Source organism: Paenibacillus naphthalenovorans (assembly GCF_900099895.1).
Lineage (GTDB): Bacteria > Bacillota > Bacilli > Paenibacillales > NBRC-103111 > Paenibacillus_G > Paenibacillus_G naphthalenovorans.
Map to the genome: position 1 here is coordinate 301557 of NZ_FNDY01000001.1, position 21651 is coordinate 323207.

General features: G+C 48.2%; 22 protein-coding genes. 18 read left to right on the forward strand and 4 right to left on the reverse strand.

Annotated features, from left to right (window positions below):
- Positions 1-385: 385 nt before the first annotated feature.
- From BLT35_RS01545 to BLT35_RS01575, 7 genes are all read left to right on the forward strand, one after another.
- Positions 386-1513, forward strand: a complete 1128-nt coding sequence (locus tag BLT35_RS01545) for an ABC transporter substrate-binding protein (RefSeq protein ID WP_074726852.1) — start codon at positions 386-388, stop codon at positions 1511-1513.
- 68 nt (positions 1514-1581) lie between these two features.
- Entirely contained in the window at positions 1582-2454 is an 873-nt protein-coding gene (locus tag BLT35_RS01550; protein WP_074726853.1) for a branched-chain amino acid ABC transporter permease, read from the forward strand.
- Between the two features lie 9 nt (positions 2455-2463).
- Complete coding sequence (locus tag BLT35_RS01555) at positions 2464-3459, forward strand: branched-chain amino acid ABC transporter permease (RefSeq protein WP_074726854.1); 996 nt, start codon at positions 2464-2466, stop codon at positions 3457-3459.
- Positions 3422-4207 (forward strand): ABC transporter ATP-binding protein, encoded by a 786-nt coding sequence (locus BLT35_RS01560; protein WP_062408780.1) that lies wholly within the window; start codon positions 3422-3424, stop codon positions 4205-4207. Before BLT35_RS01555 ends, BLT35_RS01560 begins: the two co-directional genes overlap by 38 nt.
- Positions 4194-4925 carry an ABC transporter ATP-binding protein gene (locus tag BLT35_RS01565; RefSeq protein ID WP_373864957.1) on the forward strand — a complete coding sequence of 244 codons (732 nt, stop codon included), beginning with the start codon at positions 4194-4196 and terminating at the stop codon, positions 4923-4925. The genes BLT35_RS01560 and BLT35_RS01565 overlap by 14 nt, the downstream gene beginning before the upstream one ends.
- A gap of 76 nt (positions 4926-5001) precedes the next feature.
- Complete coding sequence (locus tag BLT35_RS01570) at positions 5002-5547, forward strand: L-2-amino-thiazoline-4-carboxylic acid hydrolase (protein WP_054817849.1); 546 nt, start codon at positions 5002-5004, stop codon at positions 5545-5547.
- A gap of 6 nt (positions 5548-5553) precedes the next feature.
- A complete protein-coding gene (locus BLT35_RS01575) occupies positions 5554-6789 on the forward strand; it encodes a Zn-dependent hydrolase (protein WP_074726855.1) in 1236 nt (411 codons plus the stop codon).
- On the opposite strand, the gene BLT35_RS01580 is transcribed toward BLT35_RS01575, so the two are convergent.
- Positions 6786-7577, reverse strand: coding sequence for an IclR family transcriptional regulator (locus BLT35_RS01580; RefSeq protein ID WP_083351140.1), 792 nt, complete (start codon positions 7575-7577; stop codon positions 6786-6788). The two genes, BLT35_RS01575 and BLT35_RS01580, sit on opposite strands and share 4 nt — an antisense overlap.
- Positions 7578-7846: 269 nt before the next feature.
- Between BLT35_RS01580 and BLT35_RS01585 the strand changes: the two genes are divergently transcribed.
- The 11 genes from BLT35_RS01585 to BLT35_RS01635 all read left to right on the forward strand — a co-directional run bounded on the left by BLT35_RS01585 (position 7847) and on the right by BLT35_RS01635 (position 18733).
- Complete coding sequence (locus BLT35_RS01585) at positions 7847-8986, forward strand: zinc-dependent alcohol dehydrogenase (protein WP_062408777.1); 1140 nt, start codon at positions 7847-7849, stop codon at positions 8984-8986.
- A gap of 284 nt (positions 8987-9270) precedes the next feature.
- Entirely contained in the window at positions 9271-9573 is a 303-nt protein-coding gene (locus BLT35_RS01590; protein WP_062410945.1) for an ArsR/SmtB family transcription factor, read from the forward strand.
- 109 nt (positions 9574-9682) lie between these two features.
- The gene (locus tag BLT35_RS01595) at positions 9683-10648 is read left to right on the forward strand and encodes an LLM class oxidoreductase (RefSeq protein ID WP_054817850.1); all 966 of its coding nucleotides are present in this window, start codon (positions 9683-9685) and stop codon (positions 10646-10648) included.
- Positions 10649-10719: 71 nt separating this feature from the next.
- Positions 10720-11325, forward strand: coding sequence for an NAD(P)H oxidoreductase (locus tag BLT35_RS01600; protein ID WP_062408776.1), 606 nt, complete (start codon positions 10720-10722; stop codon positions 11323-11325).
- Positions 11326-11387: 62 nt separating this feature from the next.
- Complete coding sequence (locus tag BLT35_RS01605; protein ID WP_054817851.1) at positions 11388-12236, forward strand: sugar phosphate isomerase/epimerase family protein; 849 nt, start codon at positions 11388-11390, stop codon at positions 12234-12236.
- Positions 12237-12509: 273 nt separating this feature from the next.
- Positions 12510-13286 (forward strand): IucA/IucC family C-terminal-domain containing protein, encoded by a 777-nt coding sequence (locus BLT35_RS01610; protein WP_074726857.1) that lies wholly within the window; start codon positions 12510-12512, stop codon positions 13284-13286.
- Between the two features lie 136 nt (positions 13287-13422).
- Complete coding sequence (locus tag BLT35_RS01615; RefSeq protein ID WP_062408774.1) at positions 13423-13734, forward strand: MFS transporter; 312 nt, start codon at positions 13423-13425, stop codon at positions 13732-13734.
- Between the two features lie 60 nt (positions 13735-13794).
- Complete coding sequence (locus BLT35_RS01620; RefSeq protein WP_254777491.1) at positions 13795-15471, forward strand: helix-turn-helix domain-containing protein; 1677 nt, start codon at positions 13795-13797, stop codon at positions 15469-15471.
- A gap of 99 nt (positions 15472-15570) precedes the next feature.
- A complete protein-coding gene (locus BLT35_RS01625) occupies positions 15571-16545 on the forward strand; it encodes an ABC transporter substrate-binding protein (RefSeq protein WP_062408773.1) in 975 nt (324 codons plus the stop codon).
- A 125-nt stretch (positions 16546-16670) separates the two neighbouring features.
- Entirely contained in the window at positions 16671-17696 is a 1026-nt protein-coding gene (locus tag BLT35_RS01630) for a FecCD family ABC transporter permease (protein WP_062408772.1), read from the forward strand.
- Entirely contained in the window at positions 17693-18733 is a 1041-nt protein-coding gene (locus BLT35_RS01635; protein ID WP_062408771.1) for a FecCD family ABC transporter permease, read from the forward strand. Before BLT35_RS01630 ends, BLT35_RS01635 begins: the two co-directional genes overlap by 4 nt.
- A gap of 100 nt (positions 18734-18833) precedes the next feature.
- Here the strand turns inward: BLT35_RS01635 and BLT35_RS01640 are convergent, their stop codons facing one another.
- From BLT35_RS01640 to BLT35_RS01650, 3 genes are all read right to left on the reverse strand, one after another.
- Positions 18834-19280 carry a GreA/GreB family elongation factor gene (locus BLT35_RS01640; RefSeq protein ID WP_062408770.1) on the reverse strand — a complete coding sequence of 149 codons (447 nt, stop codon included), beginning with the start codon at positions 19278-19280 and terminating at the stop codon, positions 18834-18836.
- A 271-nt stretch (positions 19281-19551) separates the two neighbouring features.
- Positions 19552-21030 carry an aldehyde dehydrogenase family protein gene (locus BLT35_RS01645; RefSeq protein WP_062408769.1) on the reverse strand — a complete coding sequence of 493 codons (1479 nt, stop codon included), beginning with the start codon at positions 21028-21030 and terminating at the stop codon, positions 19552-19554.
- A gap of 26 nt (positions 21031-21056) precedes the next feature.
- A complete protein-coding gene (locus BLT35_RS01650; RefSeq protein WP_074726858.1) occupies positions 21057-21620 on the reverse strand; it encodes an FAD-dependent oxidoreductase in 564 nt (187 codons plus the stop codon).
- Positions 21621-21651 lie beyond the last annotated feature (31 nt).

Consider the following 21651-nt stretch of genomic DNA (forward strand, 5'->3'; position numbering starts at 1 on the left):
TGAACAAAGCTATTTTGCCTGACAATAAACTCAGAGCTGAGTAAAACCAGTTCTGAGTTTTTTTGTATGGTACCGACCGGAATTAAGAGGGCCTCGCGTACTTGCTTTAAGACGGAACCCCGGAAAACGGAGATCTCCTGGCAAGTGCCAACGAAGGAAACTGTTCCGTTCGCATACTACCGCTTCCACAAGACAAGCGGAAGTCAGGAGATGAAGATAACCATCACCGGCGCTTCTTATGTTTTGCGTATTTTTGAACTTACTTTGACAATATCAAAATGATTTTGATAATATTAAAAAAATGTGTTGATTTTTCAGCAAAACGAATTATAATGAAAATACTACTAACCTTATAGGAATAATTCATGTTTGGGAGGACATTGGGATGAAGAGACGTTTTTTCATTACCGCTGCTTTAGCAACAATGATGGTTTTTACGGCGGGCTGCGCAGCCAAGGATGGGGGTGCCAATGCGGGCGGAACGATTCAAATCGGCCTCTCGGCTCCGATTTCCGGCACGCAAGCGCAGTACGGGGAGGCGTTTAAGAACGGGGCCGAGCTGGCTGCCAAGCAAATTAACGAGGCCGGCGGAATCGACGGAAAGCAAGTGAAGATTGTGATCGAGGATGACAAGGGCGATCCTAGTGAAGCAGTAAACGTGGCCAACAAATTTTCATCAAATAAAGACATTTTGGCAGTCGTAGGGCATTTTAACAGTTCGGCGACGCTAGCTGCAGCGCCGGTTTACAACCAGAACAAAATCGTGGAAATTTCGCCGTCTTCGAGCGCTCCCGGCGTAACGAATGCGGGAGATTACACATTCCGTGTGATCACGACTGACGCTTTCCAGGCATCCTTTTTGGCAAAATGGTCGAAGGAACTGGGATACCAAAAGGTAGCGCTCATCTATGAGCAGTCCGACTTTGGCTTGGGGCTGCTGGATGTTTATCAGAAATCGGCACGGGAGAACGGTATTGAAATCGTTGCGGCCGAGTCCTATCTTCCGGGGGCCAAAGAGTTCAGCACGATTCTTACCAAAATCAAGGAGAAAAAGCCGGACGCTATTTTTATCGGCGGTTTTTATAACGAAGCGGCCCTGATTGCCTCGCAGGCGCAAAAACTCAACCTGTCCGTAGACTATATCGGTGTAGACAGCTTGTACTCCCAGGCGCTGCTCGACTTGGGTGGGGCGGCAGTAGAGAATTTCAAGCTCATCGGATTTTTCTATCCGGGCGGCAATAATGAACAGGCAACGAAGTTCGACAAAGCTTATCAGGACGCTTACGGCAAACGGCCGGATACGTATGCCGCATATGCCTTTGACGCCACTTCCGTAGTCATTGAAGCCATTAAGCAAGGCGGCCCTGACAGGGAGAGCATTAAAACGTATCTGGATACGCTGAAAGACTTCCCGGGTACGACGGGAGTACTGACGTTTGACGAAAACGGCGATGTCCAGACCATTCCTGAGAAATTGACGATTAAAAATGGACATTTCGTGCTTTATCAATAAGATATAAACACGTTTGGAGCAGGAATTGAGACATATTTCCTGCTCCAACGCATGGAAGGGATGTTAGCATGCTCCTTCAGCAACTGGTAAACGGGCTGACGATTGGAATGATTTATGCGCTGATTGCGCTTGGATATACGATGGTTTATGGCATACTGAAAATCGTGAATTTCGCTCATGGCGATATCTACATGTTCGGCAGCTTTTTGGGGCTTTTTTTGATAGAGCAGCTGAACATGCCGTTATTTCCCAGTTTTGTGATTTCCGCGGCATCGACGGCGGTAATGGGCATGATCATCGAGCGGGTTGCCTATCGTCCGCTCCGCTTGTCGGATCGCATTGTGCCGCTGATCAGCGCACTCGGGGTTTCCACCTTCCTGATCAGTCTGGCGCAGAAGCTCTGGGGTACGGGAACCCATCCTTTTCCCACGACATTCGGCAGCAAAACGTATACGGTAGGCCATATTATCTTTTCTCAAATTCAGATTTTAATTCTTGTATTATCTTTGATTTTGATGATAGGCCTGCACCTGTTCGTCACCAAGACGAAGACCGGAACGGCCATGCGGGCCACGTCCATGAGCATTCCACATGCTTCTCTGATGGGAATCAATACGAATCGGATGATTACACTGGCCTTTGCCATCGGTTCCGCGCTTGCTGCATGTGCGGGAATCATGGTGGGCATTTATTATAATGCGGTCTATCCAACGATGGGATATATGGCAGGAATCAATGCATTCACCGCTGCGGTGCTTGGAGGAATCGGCAGCATTCCCGGGGCGATGCTGGGGGGCATTCTGTTTGGGGTGATTGAAAATTTGGGCGGCGCTTATATTTCGACCCCGTACCAGAGCGTCATTTCATTTTCCATCCTGATCATTGTACTTCTGATCAGACCTACGGGAATCCTTGGAAAGAAAGAAATTAATAAGGTGTAGGTGAATGGCTTGAGCAAATTAAATTACCGGAAAATCATCGTCACCGCGCTTCTTATTATTCTGCCTTTATTGCTGGAACAGATAAACAGTTATTTCGTTCATATTGCGATCGCGATCGGTATTTTTAGCATACTTTCACTCAGTCTCAACGTGATTATCGGTTATGCCGGGCAATTCGCGCTTGGACATGCCGCATTCTATGGGATCGGCGCTTATTCAGCGGCGCTGTTAATGATTCACTTTCAGCTTTCGTTCTGGCTGGCGCTTCCTGCCGCAGCGATCATAGCCGGACTGTTCGGCTTTCTGCTCGGATTGCCGGTCATCCGTCTCAGAGGAGACTATCTCGCGATTGTAACCCTTGGATTCGGCGAAATTGTCCGTCTGATATTTGTAAACTGGGTCGAAGTGACCAGGGGACCGATGGGGATTCCAGGAATTCCCGCCCCCCGTTTGTTCGGTTACTCGTTCACCGATAAAACCGATTATTATTATCTTATTTTAGTCATGCTCATGATCACAATCTATGTGATTCATCGAGTGGTTCATTCGGGAATCGGACTCAATCTTCTGACGATTCGCGAAGATGAGACTTTGGCGAAATCCATCGGGATCAGACCCGTGAAATACAAGCTGCTTGCCTTTACGCTGGGCGGATTTTTTGCCGGCGCGGCCGGCGCGTTCTGGGCCTCGTATATTACCTTTATCAGCCCGGATACATTCCGTTACCTGGATTCGGTGAATATTTTGGCTATGGTTATTCTGGGCGGCGCTGCAAGCATTCCCGGATCGATTCTGGGTGCGGTCATTCTGGTGCTGGCGCCGGAGCTGCTTCGTTATGTCGATGACTACAGGATGATGCTGCTTGGCCTGGCCATTGTTCTCATGATGATTTTCAAGCCTTCGGGTTTCTGGGGCGAGAAGCACCGTACAATCAATTTCTACAGTTCGCAGAAAGGTGATCAGCCACATGGCCAAATTGCTAAGTCTCGAAAAAGTATCCGTTAAGTTCGGCGGTTTGGTAGCACTCAACGAAATCGACCTTAGTGTGAACAGCGGTGAGATTGTTGCGCTGATCGGTCCGAACGGGGCGGGGAAAACGACACTTTTCAATCTGCTGACGGGAGTTTATAAGCCTACGTCAGGTACGATACATTACATGGGTCAAAATATTACGAAGCTGGAGCCGTTTGACCGGGCTCGATTGGGAATCGCACGCACCTTTCAGAACACCCGGCTGATCAAAAACATGACCGTGCTGGAAAATGTGCTGGTGGCTCATCCGGATTGCAATTCGGAAAGCATTCTGGGCTCCCTGTTTCTGTTCGGCAAGGGAAGACGCCGGCGCGACGCCATAGCCCGGGAGTGTATCGATCTGCTTGAGGTGGTGGGGCTTCATCGCAAGCTGGACGAATGGGCCGGCAATTTGCCCTACGGGGAGCAGAGACTATTGGAAATTGCGCGTGCCATGGCTACAGGCTGCAAGGTGCTGCTGCTTGACGAGCCTGCCGCCGGTATGAATGGGCCGGAGAAAAAGCAGCTGGCGGACAAGATCGGCTACCTCTCCCGAAATTTCAACCTGGATATGGTGCTGATCGAGCATGATATGGGTCTTATTATGAATATTGCGGATAAAATCGTCGTGCTCGATCACGGGCATAAAATCGCCGAGGGCCCCCCGGAGGAAATACAACAAAATCCCAAGGTAATCAGCGCCTATTTGGGCGGGGAGGATGATGACTTTGACGGGGAATAACGCATTATTGAAAATTCAGCAGCTAACGGTCAACCACGGTCATGTTCAAGCTGTAAAACAATTGGATCTGGAAGTCCGTGAAGGGGAAATTGTCGCTCTGATCGGGGCTAACGGAGCGGGGAAAACATCCGTTCTGCGCTGCATCTCGGGCATCGTCCGAGCGGGAAGCGGACGGATTTTGTTTGCAGGCACCGACATTACCCGTCTGGAGCCGCACCTTATCGTGAAGGCGGGAATATCTCATGTTCCTGAGGGAAGAGGGATTTTTGCCGATCTTACGGTAATGGAAAATTTGAGCATCGGGGCATATATCAGAAGAGGAAGCAAAGAAATTAAAGCGGATATGGCGGAGGTTTTTCAGCTGTTTCCACGGCTTGCGGAACGAAAGAAGCAGCTTGCCGGCACGATGAGCGGCGGAGAACAGCAGATGCTTTCGATTGCCCGTGCGCTGATGGCCAGACCGCGGCTGCTGCTGCTTGACGAGCCTTCCATGGGCCTGGCTCCCTTGCTGGTTCGGGAAATATTCCGGGCCATCCGTAGGATTAACCGGAACGGTGTATCGGTGCTGCTCGTTGAGCAGAATACCAAAATGGCGCTGGCGCTGGCCGACAGAGGATATGTAATGGAAACGGGAAACATCGTCTTGGAAGGCAGTTCGGATCAATTGAAGGATCATCATATGATTAAATCCGTTTATCTAGGAATGAATGAGCGATAATTTGAACAAATCTCGTTCTCTGATCCCTATCTTTTATACCCAATTTCTATAATAATTTAAATGAGGTGCTGCAACGATGAGTAAAGAAAAGGATCAACGCAAACAGGATGAAAGTCTTGAACCTGTATCCCCATATACAATAATGGCCAAGCTGTTCGCCCATGTCTCGAAGGCGGTGGTCGACCGTTTTGGCGAAGAAGGCAAGGAGGCTGTTCGTGAAGGGGTGCGCGCTTTCGGAGAAGAGCGCGGCCGGGATATCGCCCGCCGGGCGGCTGCGAACGGAAAGCCGAATGACATTCATAATTATCTGCCTCATTATGACATGGGACGCAGCGATTTATTCGAGTATGAGACACACTATCATCCGTTGGAGATTGAACAGAACTTTACGAGATGCGCTTTTGGCGACCAATGGAAGGCGGACGGCATGGAGGAATACGGCATCCTTTATTGTCAAATGATTGATCCGGCCATAGCCAAAGGGTATAACCCGAACTTTGAAGTGGAACACGATAAATATCTTCTAAAGGAAGGGCATTGTCATTTCCGTTTTCAAATGAAAGACAATCAGGTTGACGGCAAGCAGAAAGAAGAGGAGCATAACCATACGAAGAAAGGATGACATGGGATGACTCGCGATCGATTGTGGGCAAGGCTGATGGAACTAAGCGCGATTGGCGGACAGACTCACAGCGGAGGGGTGACAAGGTTTTCGTTTACCGAGGCGGAAAGACAGGCCAAAAATCAGGTGATCGCTTATATGAAGGAAGCCGGCCTGGACGTACGTGAGGATGCCGCCGGCAATGTCATCGGGCGCAAGGAAGGACGCGATCCGCTGGCTCCCGTTGTTTTGACCGGTTCGCATATCGATACGGTTCCCGATGGAGGAAAGTTTGACGGAGCGCTTGGCGTCCTGGCGTCGATTGAAGTCTTGCAGCAAATGAACGAGCGGGGAATCACGACCACCCATCCGATAGAGGTCATTGCCTTTACCGATGAAGAGGGCGCCAGATTCGGCTTCGGCATGATCGGGAGCCGGGCCTTGGCCGGAACGCTTCAGGCAGAGCATTTAGAGCATGCCGATGAGCGGCAGATTACCATTCGGCAAGCGATGCAGGAGGCGGGCCTGGACCCCGCCCGAATTGCCGAAGCTGCGAGGAGCCCCGAGCAGGTCAAGGCTTATGTTGAGCTTCATATTGAACAGGGTAAGATTCTGGAAAGCAGAGGCTTACCCGTCGGCGTCGTATCGGGGATTGCCGGGCCGCTGTGGCAGCAGTTTACTTTGACCGGCGAAGCCGGCCATGCCGGGGCAACGCCAATGAATGCAAGAAGGGACCCGATGCAGGCGGCCGCCGAAATAATGGGATATATTTATCAGGAAACAAAGAAATACACAAATGCCGTAGCTACGGTCGGAAAAGCGCGCGTTATTCCCGGCGGCATTAATGTCATTCCCCAGCAGGTGGAGTTTACGCTGGATTTGAGAGATATCGAGCTTGCCGTGCGGGACCGGCTCGAACAAGCTATCCATACCTTTGCCCATGAGGTCTGCCAGGCGTCCGGGATCGAGCTTCGGATCAGCACGCTGCAAAGGGTTGCGCCTTCGCCGTGCTCTCCCGGTATCAGGGCCATCATTGAAGAGGGGTGCAAGCGGGCCGGGCTGCCTGTGCTGACACTTGTCAGCGGAGCCGGTCACGACGGCATGCAATTCGGCGGATTATGTCCCATCGGCATGATATTCGTACGTTCCCGGGACGGCATCAGCCATTCCCCGCAGGAATGGAGCTCCCCGGAGGACTGCCGTGCGGGTGCGGAGGTGCTGTACCACACGCTTCTTCAACTGGCTGTAGAGCAGAATAATTAAGATTCAAGTTTCTGATGGTATCCGAACTGGCTGGAGATGGAGCAAGCCGCCTTCAGCAGATCAGTTCGGATATTTTCTTCGTTCTCCTTCATACGGGTTAAGGAACCGACAATACTGATCGTGCCGACAACCTGTCCCGTCGAATTTTTGATGGGGGCGGCTATACTGTATGCGCCTTCCTCAATTTCCTCGTTTTCAATACTGTACCCTTGATTCCTGATTTCCTGCAAGCATTTCATTAGCTGCTTCTTATTCGTAATTGTATTGTCAGTCAGCTTGGTGAACTTGTATTTATCCAAAAACTCCTCCAGTTCCTCACTGGACATGTTCGCGAGAAAGACTTTACCCGACGCCGAAGCATGCATCGGAAGCTTGCTGCCGGCTCTTGAGCTGATAATAAAGTAATTGCTTGGCGATTCTACCTTGCCCACACAGAAAATTTGCTTATTCTGATAAACATACAAGTGGGTCGTTTCATGATATTTTTTGGTCAATTCGGTCAAGTAGGGATATCCGATTTCTTTAAGATCAAGGCTTTCCGAAACCAGATTCGCCTTGAGCAGAAATTCCAGCCCCAATTTATATTTGCCGTTGTTGGGATTTTTATCAATGTAGGAATAGGCGCAAAGGGTGTTAATGATGCCATAAACCGTGCTGATATTCAAATGAAGCTTTTCACTGATTTCGCTCAGGGATAATTGAACGTTTAAAGAATCGAAACAATTAATAATATCAAGGGCTCGCTTAACCGATTGGATCAAGCGCGGATTTTTTTCATTCAAGTCCATACCTCCATAACGTTAGCCGTTAAATAATAAGAATGAGTGGGAGCGGGAGCACTGGCCGGTCTCCCGGTATAAACAGAGAATGATGGATTGTATGTTCTGACCATCTCACCATTACTTATATTTTATTATATCAAATGCAAATACCGTGTCGACAGTTATCCTTTGTTGTCATTGCGTTCCGTTACCCTGCAGCGTATAATCCGTCTTCTCCGGGTGCAAGATATGTGCAGTGTGCAAAAACAAAGGATGCCATAAACAGGAGGGCGACGATGAAGGCTGTAACTTATGAAGGCGTAAAGAATATGCAGGTGAAACAGGTTGCCGATCCGACAATTCAGAAAAAAGACGGGATCATCGTCCGGATCACCTCGACTGCCATATGCGGTTCCGATCTCCATATTTACCAGGGGGCGATTCAGGCCCAACCCGGATACGTGGTCGGACATGAACCGATGGGCGTCGTCGAAGAAGTAGGCCCTGATGTGACAAGGGTCAAGAAAGGCGACCGGGTCGTGCTGCCGTTCAATATCTCGTGCGGCAGCTGTTTTTACTGCCAGCATGAAATGGAGAGCCAATGCGACAATTCCAACCCCAATCCTCAAGTGGATACGGGAGCTTATTTCGGATTCACCGAACGTTACGGGAATTATTGGGGCGGACAAGCCGAATTGCTTTACGTGCCCTATGGCAATTTCATGCCGTTCGTCATTCCGGAATCATGCGAATTGGAGGATGAGAAGCTGCTGTTCCTATCCGACGTGCTGCCGACAGCCTATTGGAGCGTGGACAACGGCGGCGTGAAGCAGGGGGATACGGTCGTGGTGCTCGGCTGCGGCCCCGTCGGCTTGATGGCGCAAAAATTTGCCTGGATGAAAGGGGCCAAACGGGTCATCGCGGTCGACAATCTTCCATACCGGCTGAACTATGCCAAAAAAATAAACAACGTCGAGATTTTTAACTTCGAACAGTTTAATGACACGGGGCTGCATATCAAAGAAATCACGAGCGGTGGGGCGGATGTCGTCATCGATTGCGTAGGCATGGACGGCAAGAAGACGCCATTGGAGGAGGAAGAGCAGAAGGCCAAGCTGGTCGGCGGAACGCTCAGCCCGCTCAACATCGCAATGAACGCGGTGAGAAAATTCGGCACGATTCAGATTACGGGAGTATACGGTTCTAAATATAACCAGTTCATGTTCGGAAACCTTTGGGAACGAAACGTGAAGCTTACCATGGGACAGGCCCCCGTGATTCATTACATGCCGATGCTGTTTCAAAAAATTACAGCCGGTGAGTTCGATCCGTCGGAGATCGTCACGCATAAAGTGCCGCTGGATCAAGCGCACAACGCGTACAACACGTTTTACAACCATATGGACGAAAGCATTAAATTCGTCTTGAAGCCTTGAATCATATTACGTATCCTTCAGGCACCTTCATAAATAAAACAAAAAATCCTTGAATTATCAAGGATTTTTTGTTTTTTAAAGATAGAATCTTCAATCATGGTATTCCACTCGGTCAGGATGTAGTGTTAGAATGAGTATAACGGGATTTCTCCAATCCATCGGAGTCCATCCGGTTTTTTAGCATTCAAAAACTCAGTCAACGCAGCAGGATTTCGCTTAAAATGCAGTGGAAAACTGGAGTCATATGAATAATACGTTTAAATTTTATGTATCTGGAGGAAGCCATGGAACTTTTGGAAGTATTTAAAGCCTTGTCTAATGAAACGAGAATGCTGATCTTGCAGTGGTTAAAAGATCCGGAGATTCATTTTCCCAAACCGCAAAGCGGGGATATTCATGAAGACGGGGTTTGCGTGAGCGACATCCACAAAAAAGTGGGGTTGTCGCAATCCACGGTGTCCCTTTACTTGTCCATGCTGCAGAACGCCGGATTGATAAAAGCAAAGCGTATTGGGCAATTTACTTATTATAAAAGGGATGAGGAAAATATCAAAAAAGTGTTGGAAGGGATAAACAAAGAATTGTAATCAAATTTTTTGTTTTCCACTTTCTTTATGGTTGCAGGATATGGATTTTTATTTTATTATTATATCGATATTTATAGATATCTATAATTAATGATTAGGAGGTACGAATATGAACAAGTTTGAAAATCATAAAGGATTTTCACGCATGTTTAAAGAAAACCATTTGACTCTCGGATTGTTCTTTCCTTTGGAATCATACGCAGGCAGTATTCCGGAGATGAACATAGAAAAGCAAATGAAACTGGCCAAAAGAGCGGAGGAGCTCAATTTTGCCGCGCTGTTCGTCAGGGATGTTCCGATGTATGACCCTCATTTTGGGGATGTGGGCCAAATGTATGATCCCTGGGTTTATTTAGGGTATATCGCCGCCCATACCCAAAACATCGCTTTGGGCACCGCAAGCGTTATTCTCACCTTGCGTCACCCCTTGCATGTGGCTAAAGCAGCCGCTTCCGTTGATCACATATCCGGCGAACGCCTGGTTCTCGGGGTGGCGACCGGGGATCGTCCTATAGAATTCCCGGCCTTCTCCGTTGATTTCGAAGAGCGGGGCCCGTTGTTTCAAGAAGCCCTTTCCGTCATGAGAAAAGTGTGGGGGGAGAACTTCCCGGCGATCCGGACGCAGCGCGTCGAAATGTCGCTCGGAGACCTTTTGCCCAAACCGCGTCTTTCGGATATCCCGGTGCTGGTAACCGGCCACAGCTCACAGTCCGTCGAATGGATTGCCCAAAATGGCGACGGCTGGATGTATTATCCGCGAAACGTGCAGTTCCAAGCGGAACTGATCAAAAATTGGCGTTCCTACACCGATCAGTTTAAACCGTTCAGCCAGTCCTTATATATCGATTTGATGGAGGATCCGAATCATAGACCGGTCCCCATCCATCTAGGATTCCGTATCGGACGCAATCCGCTGATTGAATTTATTCAGTTTCTTAAAAGCGTCGGTGTCAATCATGTGATTATCAACTTGAAATATGGGCACCGGCCGGTTGAAGAAGTCATTGAAGAATTGGGAGAAGAAGTCCTTCCGCATTTTCCCGCAATAACCGGTAAGCAGCAGGAAAATTCGTGAACAGGAAAGCCCCGGTCCCGTTAGCCGCGCGACCGGTCCGTTTCACCAAAATCTGTCGGGGAGTGACTGATATGAAAGTGCTGACGATCGTTTCGCATCCCAGAAGGGAATCTCTTACATTTTCCGTTGCCGAACGTTTTGTTCAAGGACTCACCGATGCCGGACATGAAGTGGAGATGGCGGATCTGTACGGGGAAGAATTTCATCCGCTCGTCTTTGAAAAAGATGAACCTGATTGGGATAACCCACGAAAGAGCTATTCCGCTCGTGTGCAAGCTGAAATGGAAAGGCTGAAAAGAAACGAAGGACTCGCGTTCATCTTTCCGGTTTGGTGGTATTCCTTGCCGGCGATTACGAAAGGCTATATAGACCGTACATGGAACTATGGTTTTGCTTATGGAGGAGCACGCCTGCCACACAAAAAAGTATTGTGGATTCCGCTTGTCGGGGAGACCGAAGCAAGCTTAAAAAAACGAAGCTTCGATACGATGATATCCCAATATTTGAATGTCGGTCTGGCAGGATATACGGGCATCTCTCAGTCGGAAGTGGCGTTTTTCTATAACACGCTGGCTGAAGAGATGGAAAGCGAGGATGAAATCAACAAGCATTACGAGAGTTTGTTACAACGCGCGTATGAGTTAGGGCAAACCTACAGCGATTCGGTCACGCAATAGCAAAAAGGCTGACGTATTCAATCCCCAGGATTGATTTACCGAAAAGGAGGAGCAGGCAACGAATGGCTTACCGTGTTTATGCAATGGATTTTTCTTTTTACAACTCCATGGGAATTTACAGCTTTGAAACCCGATGCGAGATGCTCAAAGAGATCGGGTACGATGCGATGCATTTGTCCATCTGGCACGGAGAGCGGTGGCGGGATGCGGCGAAGCTCGGCAGCGTCAAAGGGAAATACGGGCTGGACGTGGCCGGTGTGTACGTCGTCTTGGATCTCTCTTTAGGCGAGAGCCATCCGAGAAACGAAGGCATTCTGAAGATGCTGGAGACGCTTGAAGGATGTTCGACGGTCGAGCTGGCGATCCAGTCCGCAGGAAGCCATCTGCGCCCTTCGGATCCGGCGGGTGACGACGCCGTGGTGAAGTGGCTGGAAAAAGCGCTCGAGATTTGCGAGCGGAGAAACATCGATATCCTGCTGTATACGCACCTTTCCTTCTGGGTCGAACGCCACGAAGATGCGGTGCGGCTGTGCAAACGGTTGAGCCATCCCCGTTTGGGTATCGTGTTCTGCGGCTACCACTGGTACGCCGTCGACGGGAGCAACCTGGCGGGCATACTGGATGAGGTGGCGCCGTATCTGAAGCAAGTGAACCTGTCCGGCAGCCGCCGGAATCCGCACGGTTTTGGCAACGTTGCGACGATCGAGCCGTTGGATGAAGGCGAGCTGGACAATTTCGCACTGCTTGGACAGCTGAAAAGGATTGGTTATGATGGGATGATCGGCTTTCAGGGCTGGAGCGAAGGGGGCGACGCCTACTTGAAGCTGAGCCGCTCGCTCCAGGCATTCCGTGACATGGAACGGCGTCTTGAAGCACATCCGCACTGGGCGGAGCTGAAATTGCTTCCGTAACCTTGCGGGCTTTGCATAGTATTCACCCATTCAATACCCGGGAACTGAAGCACCGGACGGCCCTTTATAGGGCGCGTCCGGTGCTTTTGCATGCTTTAACTGAAACCATCAAGAAACTGCCGGGGTACTAATGTCCTATTATTCCAAAAATCGGGCGCAAATGTCCATGTTCAATCATTTTTTTTGCATTAATAATAATAATCAGTATCATGACCAACGGCACGGCTGTGAATCCGCTCCATGCGAAGCAGCGTGACATAGGGAGGAAATCAGGTGAAAACGCAGTCCCGGCTTGAAGTGGGGGAATTGGAATACGTAATAAAAAATTTTTATTTTTCCATAGAGCAGTCGCCCCATTCCACGAGTTCGATCCGAATCGTCGATTTGCTTGACGGTGAAAAATGTGCGTCCTACTTGGATGAATTAACTATGGTTCTCCAGTCTCCGTCAAGAATGATTACCGCCTCGCAATTCGCCAAGAGGTATGCTTTTTTAACCCTTGCTCCCGGGTTATACGCTATGACGATGTATAATAAAGGATTGGATTTATCTATTGAAAGCAGCCTTCTTGAATCGTCCGCAACGCTCAAAAAATCGTGGTCTGCCCGTCTATGCGCGCCAGATTTGCAGGTGAACGAACCCGCGGCAGGGAAGCGGGATGAATGGCGCGATGAAACGATAAGAAATCTGTTCGCGGGGCATTTGGCAAAACTGTGGCGTTCCATTTCGGAGGCCGCCGATATTCCAATGGCTATTTTATGGGAAAATACGGCTGTTCGTTTATATTCGCTCTATGAGAAACGAATGGGGGAAGGGTCCGACTTACAGGAAAACAAGCGCATACAGGAGGATTTCAAATATCTGATTAGTACAGCGCCCGGGATCTTATTCGGGGAAACGGATAATCCAATGGCAAGGTATTACTATCCTGCATGTACGATTTCTTCTGCAGTTCAACCGGTTCGTATGCGAAAGACATGCTGTTTCTACTATAAAGTTTCTCCTGACGAAGGCTACTGTTCAAACTGTCCAAAGGTGAAGCATTTGTAGCAATTAGGACTCACTGACACTGAAGAAGTCCGTATATGGTCGGGCCTTATTTTCGGGGCAAACCTGCTGACCACTTTTTTTTCATTGGTATGGGGAAAGCTTGGAGACTGGTATGGACGTAAATTAATGCTCATCCGTGCCAAGCATTGTTCAGGAATTATGGCAGCTCATTGTGCTGCGATTCTGTACGGGTGTGTTCCTTGGCGGCATGACCCCTTCCATCCATGTCCTGATTCGTCGCTATGCGCCGAATGGCATGGAAAGCTGTACATTCAGCTATTCCCATTGTGCCTTGTTTCTGGGAGGTATGGTAGGGTCCATGGGGATGGGAGTGGTCGCGTCTTATTTTGGTTTGCCGATGATTTTTATTTTTTCCGCCGTTTTCTTGCTGATCAACCAGACGGTTGCAAGAAAAATCGTTGCCGATGCAGCCGTTCTGAAGGAATAATAAAAAACGGATCCGAACAAGGAAATCGGGAAAGATTTGTCGAAATCATATATAATGAGAATGATTATTATTCACGAAAAAGGACGAGTACAAATGGACAACGGCTCACATCTTTCAATGCAGCTCGCTGCTTGCCAGTTTAGACTGGAAGATATTCAACACGTAAACTCGAATGAGTCCATATTTCAACATGATCATTCGTTGTACGGCATGCTGCTTTTTAAGGAAGCCGAAGGAAGCATTGTCATCGACGGACGGAGCTATTCCTTGCAGCGGCAGAAGATTTTTATCGTATCTCCCGGCACCTATGTCAAACTGTTCATTCAAAATGAGCAGGCGGATTATTATTACATACGGTTTTATGCGCTGCGGCCTGCGGGCCGGGGGCATTTCGTTCTTGCGGAATTGAAATGTCCGGATGAACTGTTTGCTTCGCATTTTCAGTTTCTGATCGACATGGTTCAAAAGATGGAGACAAAACATCGTGGTGACAATAGCTGGGATGCCATGAAAGCGAATATTATGTTTCAAGAAATGATCATCACGCTATTCAAGGATACCATTCAGGAAGAGAAGTCGGATTTGCAGCAAGCGATTCGTCTTACATTAGATTATATGGAACAGTACTATCCTTTAAACATAACCCGGGAAAAGCTTGCTGAAATGACAGGTTTGAGTGCGGATTATTTCTCGCGGGCCTTCAAAAAACAGGTTAAAAAAAGTCCGATGAAAGTTTTGACTGAAATCCGGATTAATCAAGCCAAGCAATTGCTGGTCCAGTCCGGCGAATCGTTTCGTTCGATTGCCCAAAGCGTTGGCTTTAGCGATGAATTTTATTTCAGCCGCAAGTTTAAGGCAGAAACAGGCTGCTCGCCGATGAATTATGTGAAAAAAATTAAATATTCCGGTAAAATTGCTTCGCTTAATCATCAAACTACAGGTCATTTGATTGCGCTGGACATCGAGCCTTATGCCGCTATCATCAATAACGCTTACCCCATCACTACCCGGTTGCGCAATACCATAGCCGTCGGCCACTTCAATCCCGATTTGGAAAGACTGATGACCGCCAAGCCGGACTTAATTGTGGCGAGCGGTTCCCGCCAAGTGGAAAAATCACCGAAGGAGAGAATATTTAATCAAATCGCACCGACGATAACGCTTCATTTTTCCAAAGACTGGAGAGTTCATTTTCAGACGATAGCAAAGATCGTCGGCAAAGAAAAGGAAGCAAACGATTGGCTGGAGCGTTACGATTGGAAAGCGGACACGATCCGAAAACAAATCAAAAGCAAAATAGGAGATGAAACCTTCTTAATTGTTGGCATTGGCGAAGGGAAAATGTGCGTGTATGGTCTGCGAAACATGGGGTCGGTTCTTTATGGCGATTTAGGGTTGGCCGCTCCCAAAGGTGTATCGGGGATTGCTCACTATAAGGAGATATTGCTGGAGGATTTGTTGGAGTTTGAAGCGGATCGTATCCTGTTAACCAGCTACAGGCACGATGGTACTGCACATATGGATCAGGCCATCCGGAATGAAGTATGCGCGTTATATGCCAACAAACAATGGCATGCGCTAAAAGCGGTCAGGAACAAAAAAGTTTATTTTATGTATGACAGCCAGCATCTTTATACAAGCTATAATCCTCTGTCACATGATTTATTTCTGGACAAAATGCACCAGCTGCTGATGGCAGATGCCGCTGCAGAAAGATCTGTATTGTCCAAAAAGTGATCAAAAATCTCCATGTTCATTATGTGGTACATCCTTATAATGAGAATAAGAATCAATATCATTAATAGGTACACCAAGAGAAAAAGGAGAGGTACACAAATGGTTAGACGCCAAAAATTAGTATTGATGCTGGCGGCGATGTTCGTATTGATGCTCGTGATCGCCGGCTGCGGGGGGAATCAGCAGGGGGGAGAGGCTTCTCAGCCGCCACAAGTACCAGAAACCGAAAATCAGGACGCCAGAGTCGTTCAACATGCCATGGGCACGACTGAAATTAAAGGCACGCCTAAAAACGTGGTCACCCTGTTTCAAGGGGCTACGGACGCTGCCTTGGCGCTGAAAGTTAAGCCTGTGGGAGCCGTTGAATCCTGGATCGAACAACCCTGGTACAATTACATCAGAGCCCAGATGGAAGGGGTAACTAACCTGGGTTCGGAAAACCAGCCGGACTTGGAAAAATTGGCTTCAATTCAGCCGGACTTGATTATCGCTTCCAAGACACGCCATGAGAAGATTTATAAGCAATTATCGGCCATCGCGCCAACAGTCATGACAGAAGAGGTTCATTTGTGGAAGGATACGTTGACTCTGACATCAGAAGCTTTAAACAAAAAGGATGAAGAGAAAAAATTTCTGGAAGAGTGGAATCGGAAGGTAGCCGATTTTAAGGAGAAAATGGGCGATAAATTAAAATTGGAAGCCGGCATCGTTGACTTCCGGGTAGATCATGCCCGAATTGTTTATACCGGATTTTCAGCTCTCGTTTTGGACGAGTTGGGAATCGCCCGGCCAGCCAGCCAGAGGGGAACGGAATGGGGAGTCCAGCTCACATCAAAGGAAAGTATTCCGCAAATGGATGCAGACATTATATTTGATCAGACGAGTACGACAAGAGATGACGGCCGACTGGATTTGAGAAAAGCATGGAGCGAGCATCCGCTGTGGAAAAAATTAAAAGCCGTTCAAAACAACAGAGTATTCGAGGTGGATACGGCGGTATGGAATAACGGTTCCGGCCCGTTAGCGGCTATGGAGATGGTAAATGATCTCTATGAATTCTATGGTTTAAAATAGCATATTTTGATGAGGAGGCTGTTGAACAACGACGGGATCAACAGCCTCTAAGAAGTTTCTTCCTTCATTCCGCTTCGTTTCATGAAGGCTGTGGAGAGAATGAAACCTCAAAGAGGAGGGTCTTTGTGAGTCCATTATTACACCAGACATCTTTAAAAGCTTCGGGTTTGGTGTTTGGTATTTTAATCCTTGTGATTTCTTTTATACTGAGTATCGTGCTGGGAACAACGAAAATCAGCTTTCTCACGGCTATCGAGTCGTTTATCCATTATGATATGTCATCGGACGAACATGTGATTATCCAAACGACACGGTTACCCCGCGCTTTATTTGCCGCTATGATAGGGGGGAATTTAGCCGTTGCGGGCGCTCTGATGCAGGCGTTGACCCGGAATCCTTTGGCTTCTCCAAGTATTTTCGGCATTAATTCGGGTGCCGTTTTTTTTGTGGTAATGGCGTTAGCCTTTCTCCCGGTCTCTTCCCTGGATCAATTGGTATGGGTCGCCTTTTTTGGAGCGGGTATTGCCGCTCTGACCGTTTATTACCTCGGTTCTCTGGGTCGGGACGGCATGACTCCGATTAAAATCGTACTAGCCGGCGCGGCGATGACAGCCTTGTTTACTTCTTTTACTCAAGGGATGCTGGTCGTCAATGAAACGGGCTTGCAAAATGTGTTGTTTTGGTTAGCCGGTTCTGTCGCAGGCAAATCGGCCGAGGGGTTAATTCCGGTCTTGCCGTACATGATATTCGCCGGGATCGCCGCGTTGGTACTGGCACAGCCTGTCAACATTCTTTCTTCGGGAGAGGATATTGCCAAAGGATTGGGGCAAAGAACAGGCCTTGTAAAAATATCGATTGCTGTTACGGTCATTTTATTGGCGGGCAGCTCTGTTGCGGTTGCCGGTTCCATCGGCTTTGTAGGTCTCGTTATTCCGCACATTGCCCGCTTTCTGGTGGGTGTTGATTATCGCTGGATTATTCCTTACAGCGCAGTACTGGGGGCTATCTTGTTGCTGCTTGCAGATATCGTCGCTCGTTTTGTGATTATGCCTGGAGAGCTGCCGATCGGAGTAATGACGGCATTAATCGGAGTGCCATTTTTTATCTACATTGCCAGGAAGGGGTTTCGCTCGAAAGGGGTTTCGCAATGAAGCGGCTGGTTGTTTTTCGAAGCAAAACGGGGCACTTTTCTTTTCTTGTACAGAAGAAAACGATGATTGTGCTCTCCGTGTTAACGTTATTGTTATTATTTGTATTGATGATGAGTATCGGGCTGGGCAACAAGGGTACTTCTCTGGCGGACGTGTACAAAACGATCCTTGGGCAAGGGACGGCCGTGAATTTGCTGATTATTGGGACGTTAAGGCTTCCCCGTATTATTCTGGCTGTATTGGTCGGAGCGGCTCTGGGGGTTTCCGGATCGATCCTTCAGGGCATTATCCGCAATCCGCTGGCCTCGCCGGATATTGTCGGGATTACAGGAGGGGCCACATTTGCGGCAGTGGCGTTTATTACCTATTTTGCGGGGACGGTAAGCATCCAGTGGCTCCCGGTAGCAGCTTTTTTGGGGGCCGGCTTGGTCTCGATCGTTATTTATTTGCTGGCATGGAATAAAGGAGTTACTCCAACAAGGCTGGTGCTGATTGGGATTGGGATTTCAGCGGCGACAAGCTCTTTAACCATGCTAATGATCGTTCTCAGCCCTATTAAAGCAGCCGGTCAGGCCTATATTTGGTTAACCGGAAGTATTTACGGTGCATCGTGGGATAATGTGTATGCTTTGCTGCCTTGGTTGATTATTTTTATTCCGCTGGCCCTGATTTATTCCAGACACATCAATGTTCAAGAGCTGGGGGACGATATTGCGATGGTTTTAGGGGCTCCTGTTCAGCATCACCGATTAATGCTGCTGTTCATCAGCGTGGCGTTAGCGGGTTCAGCCGTGGCCGTAGCCGGAGCGATTGGATTTATCGGCTTAATTGCTCCGCATATCGCCAGAAAGCTCGTAGGCGCTTCGTTTGGCGGCTTAATTCCGGTAGCGGCTCTTATTGGCAGCCTGATGCTTCTGATTGCCGACACGTTTGGCAGAACGGCTTTTCTCCCACTCGATATTCCCGCGGGCGTGTTTACTGCGGGTGTGGGTGCACCCTTCTTTATCTATCTGCTTTATAGAAATCGCAATAAATAAAATATGCACAAAAAGCCAGCCAGTTTTTGCACTAGCTGACTTTTTTTATGAAAAGCAGCGTGCCCAATTGCCAGGTCTGCTCTTCTAAATCTCATAACCGTTAATGTACATCGCCGTGATTAACAAACTTAATATTTTCCACTCTTACCAAGGTTTCGCCGGAAGGTATCACAAGCTGATAGTTTTCATTGGTTTGTGCCATCAGCAGTTGAAAGCCTATAGGAGATAAGAAAGATATCAGGTTTTTATTGGGATCCGTCCGATGCGGGAATACAATCGTAAGAGATTCCGTTGATCCATCGTCCAGATATCGCAAATCTACTTGGCTTCCTATGAGCGCCATGGAATTCAGATTTTCTTCGGTTAGATCCTTGATAATCCTTTCAAGCGTCGAACAATATACTGATATTGTCTTCTCCACATTGCGGCGTTTTTGGTTAGGCTCAGGGAAATACTGGTTGAGGAAATTCAGCTTTTCATCGTCAAAATAAACCAGCTGATTCACCAGTTGCAGCCGGGAACCTTGATACATAAGACTATGGTTCATAGTAGATTTCCCCTCCTTTACGAAGCAAACCATATACTCTGAAGTTAAAGCCACTTACCATCGAAATCCCTCCCATGTAAATATAGGTCTCCATAAGGGAGACCTTCAGATTATTGTACCAAATCTTGCTGGTAAATCCAATCATTTTAAATCCGGCTAAACCTGGCAGCCGATCCGGAAAGCAATCACGATTCCTTCATTTCCGAGAGAAACATAAACAGAAAAGCATGTCGAGGCAGGAAGCCACGACATGCTTATAAAAAGGAAATAGTTATTCGGGAATATAAGGCAATTCGCCGACCTTTGGTATGTTAATGACGTGAGTTTCGACATAGGAGAGAATGCCTTCCGGACCATATTCACGCCCTATGCCGGACTGCTTAACCCCGCCGAATGGAAAACGAACGTCAAGCCCCTGTACGGCAGCGGTGTTAATCATGGTTGTACCTGCTTCGATTCGCCGTGCTACCCTAAGGGCATGCTCTTCCTCGCCCCATACGGAGCTCGTCAGACCATAAATACTGTCATTGACTAAGGAGATGGCTTGGTCATCATCATCGAAGGGCAGGATCGGGACGGTGGGACCAAACTGTTCTTCCACGACGATAGGGTCATGGTATCCGGCTCCCAATACGACAGTCGGTTGCAGGAAGTAACCTTTTTCAAACAGTTCCGGATCAAGAATACGTCCCAACTTGATCACTTGGGCACCCCGGTTTTGTGCATCGTCGATTAAGCTCCGTACAAACTTAACCTGACCGGCGTTATTCACCGGGCCAACGGTAACGTCCGGGTTAAAGGGATCGCCCACCCGAATCCACTTGTTCGCCGCCTCAATATATTTCTCCACGAATTTGTCATAAATTGAGCGATGGACATAGATTCTTTTCGCAATCATACAAATTTGTCCGGCAGTAAGGAAGTTTGAGATCACGAGGCGGCGCATCGCACGTTCATCGTTCACGTCGAAATCAGAAAGAATAATCGCCGCATCATTTCCGCCTAATTCCAATGTCATATCCTTAATAGTATCTGCCGCGGCTTTCATGATGGCTTTTGCCGTCTTGGTTCCGCCGGTGAATGCGATTTTGGAAACCTTGGGATGAGAGGTCAGTTCCACTCCCACATCCGATTCGCCGTGGACCATGTTAAGCACGCCTGCCGGAAACTCGGCTGCAATCATCTCAATGACTTTGCTTACAGCCAACGGGGCAAGGGGGCTCGGCTTGAGCACCATGGTATTGCCCGCCAACAGCGCCGGAGCGATTTTAATGGTCGAAAGGGAGAGCGGATAATTCCATGGTGTTATGGCGGAAACGACACCTATCGCATCTTTGGAAATAATGGTTTTTCCGTTCTCATGCTCCTGTACCTGATCTTTAAGCACTTCCTTAGCCGTGTTGCAGGCATATTCCATCCACATCAGGGAAATCGCAAGCTCACCTTCTGCATCGTACAGAGGTTTGCCATGCTCACGGGACAGAAGCTTCGAAATTTCCGGGCTAGCATCTTTTAGCTTTGCAATGGCGCGCTGCATCCGTGCAATACGTTCCTCGATGGGTGTCTTGCTCCAATCGGGGAAAGCCGCTGCCGCAGATTCAATGGCTTCAATGGCCTCCTCGCGTGTGTTCACAGGGCCGTAGCCGACAATTTCGTTGGGGTTCGTCGGATTCTCGCGGGAATACTGTTTATCTGTTTCGACTTTTTCGCCATTGATGATCGCATGAACAGCAACCGGTTGATTCACCATAAAAATAACCCTCTTTCTAAATTAAATTAAGACTTAAGTACATCATGGTCAACATAACGTTCGCCATTTAACTCACTTATGACATTAATCGCCACTTTCGCGCCATCGCCGGCTGTGATAATGGTATGAACGCTTACCCCTGCTGCAGTTCCTGCCGCCCAAATGCCTTTTTTGTTTGTTTTACCATGGCTGTCGACAGAGATCACTTTCTTTATGCGCGGTTCTGTGCCTTCTTTTGTGGCCAAGCCCATTTTTTCGGCCAGATCAGTTAGGACGCCCGTAGCCAAAATCACTTGATTCGATTCAACGGTTTGATTGTCCAAATGAATTTTAAAACCTGTTTCTGTTTCCGTAATATTATCCACTGTAGCTGTAACCAGTTCCGCCCCCAATTTGCTTGCCTGTTTTTTTCCTGTTTCTACAAGCTCGGGTCCTGAGATTTCGAGTACGCCATAATGGTTTTCAACCCAAGCTCTTTTCGTCATGGTTTTGTCATTATCAATCAATAACGTTTTTTTTCCGGCTTTAGCGGCAAAGAGCGCAGCGGTTGCTCCGGCAGGGCCTGCACCGATAACAGCAATATCGTACATCGTTCGACACTCCCTCTAATGAGTATATGGT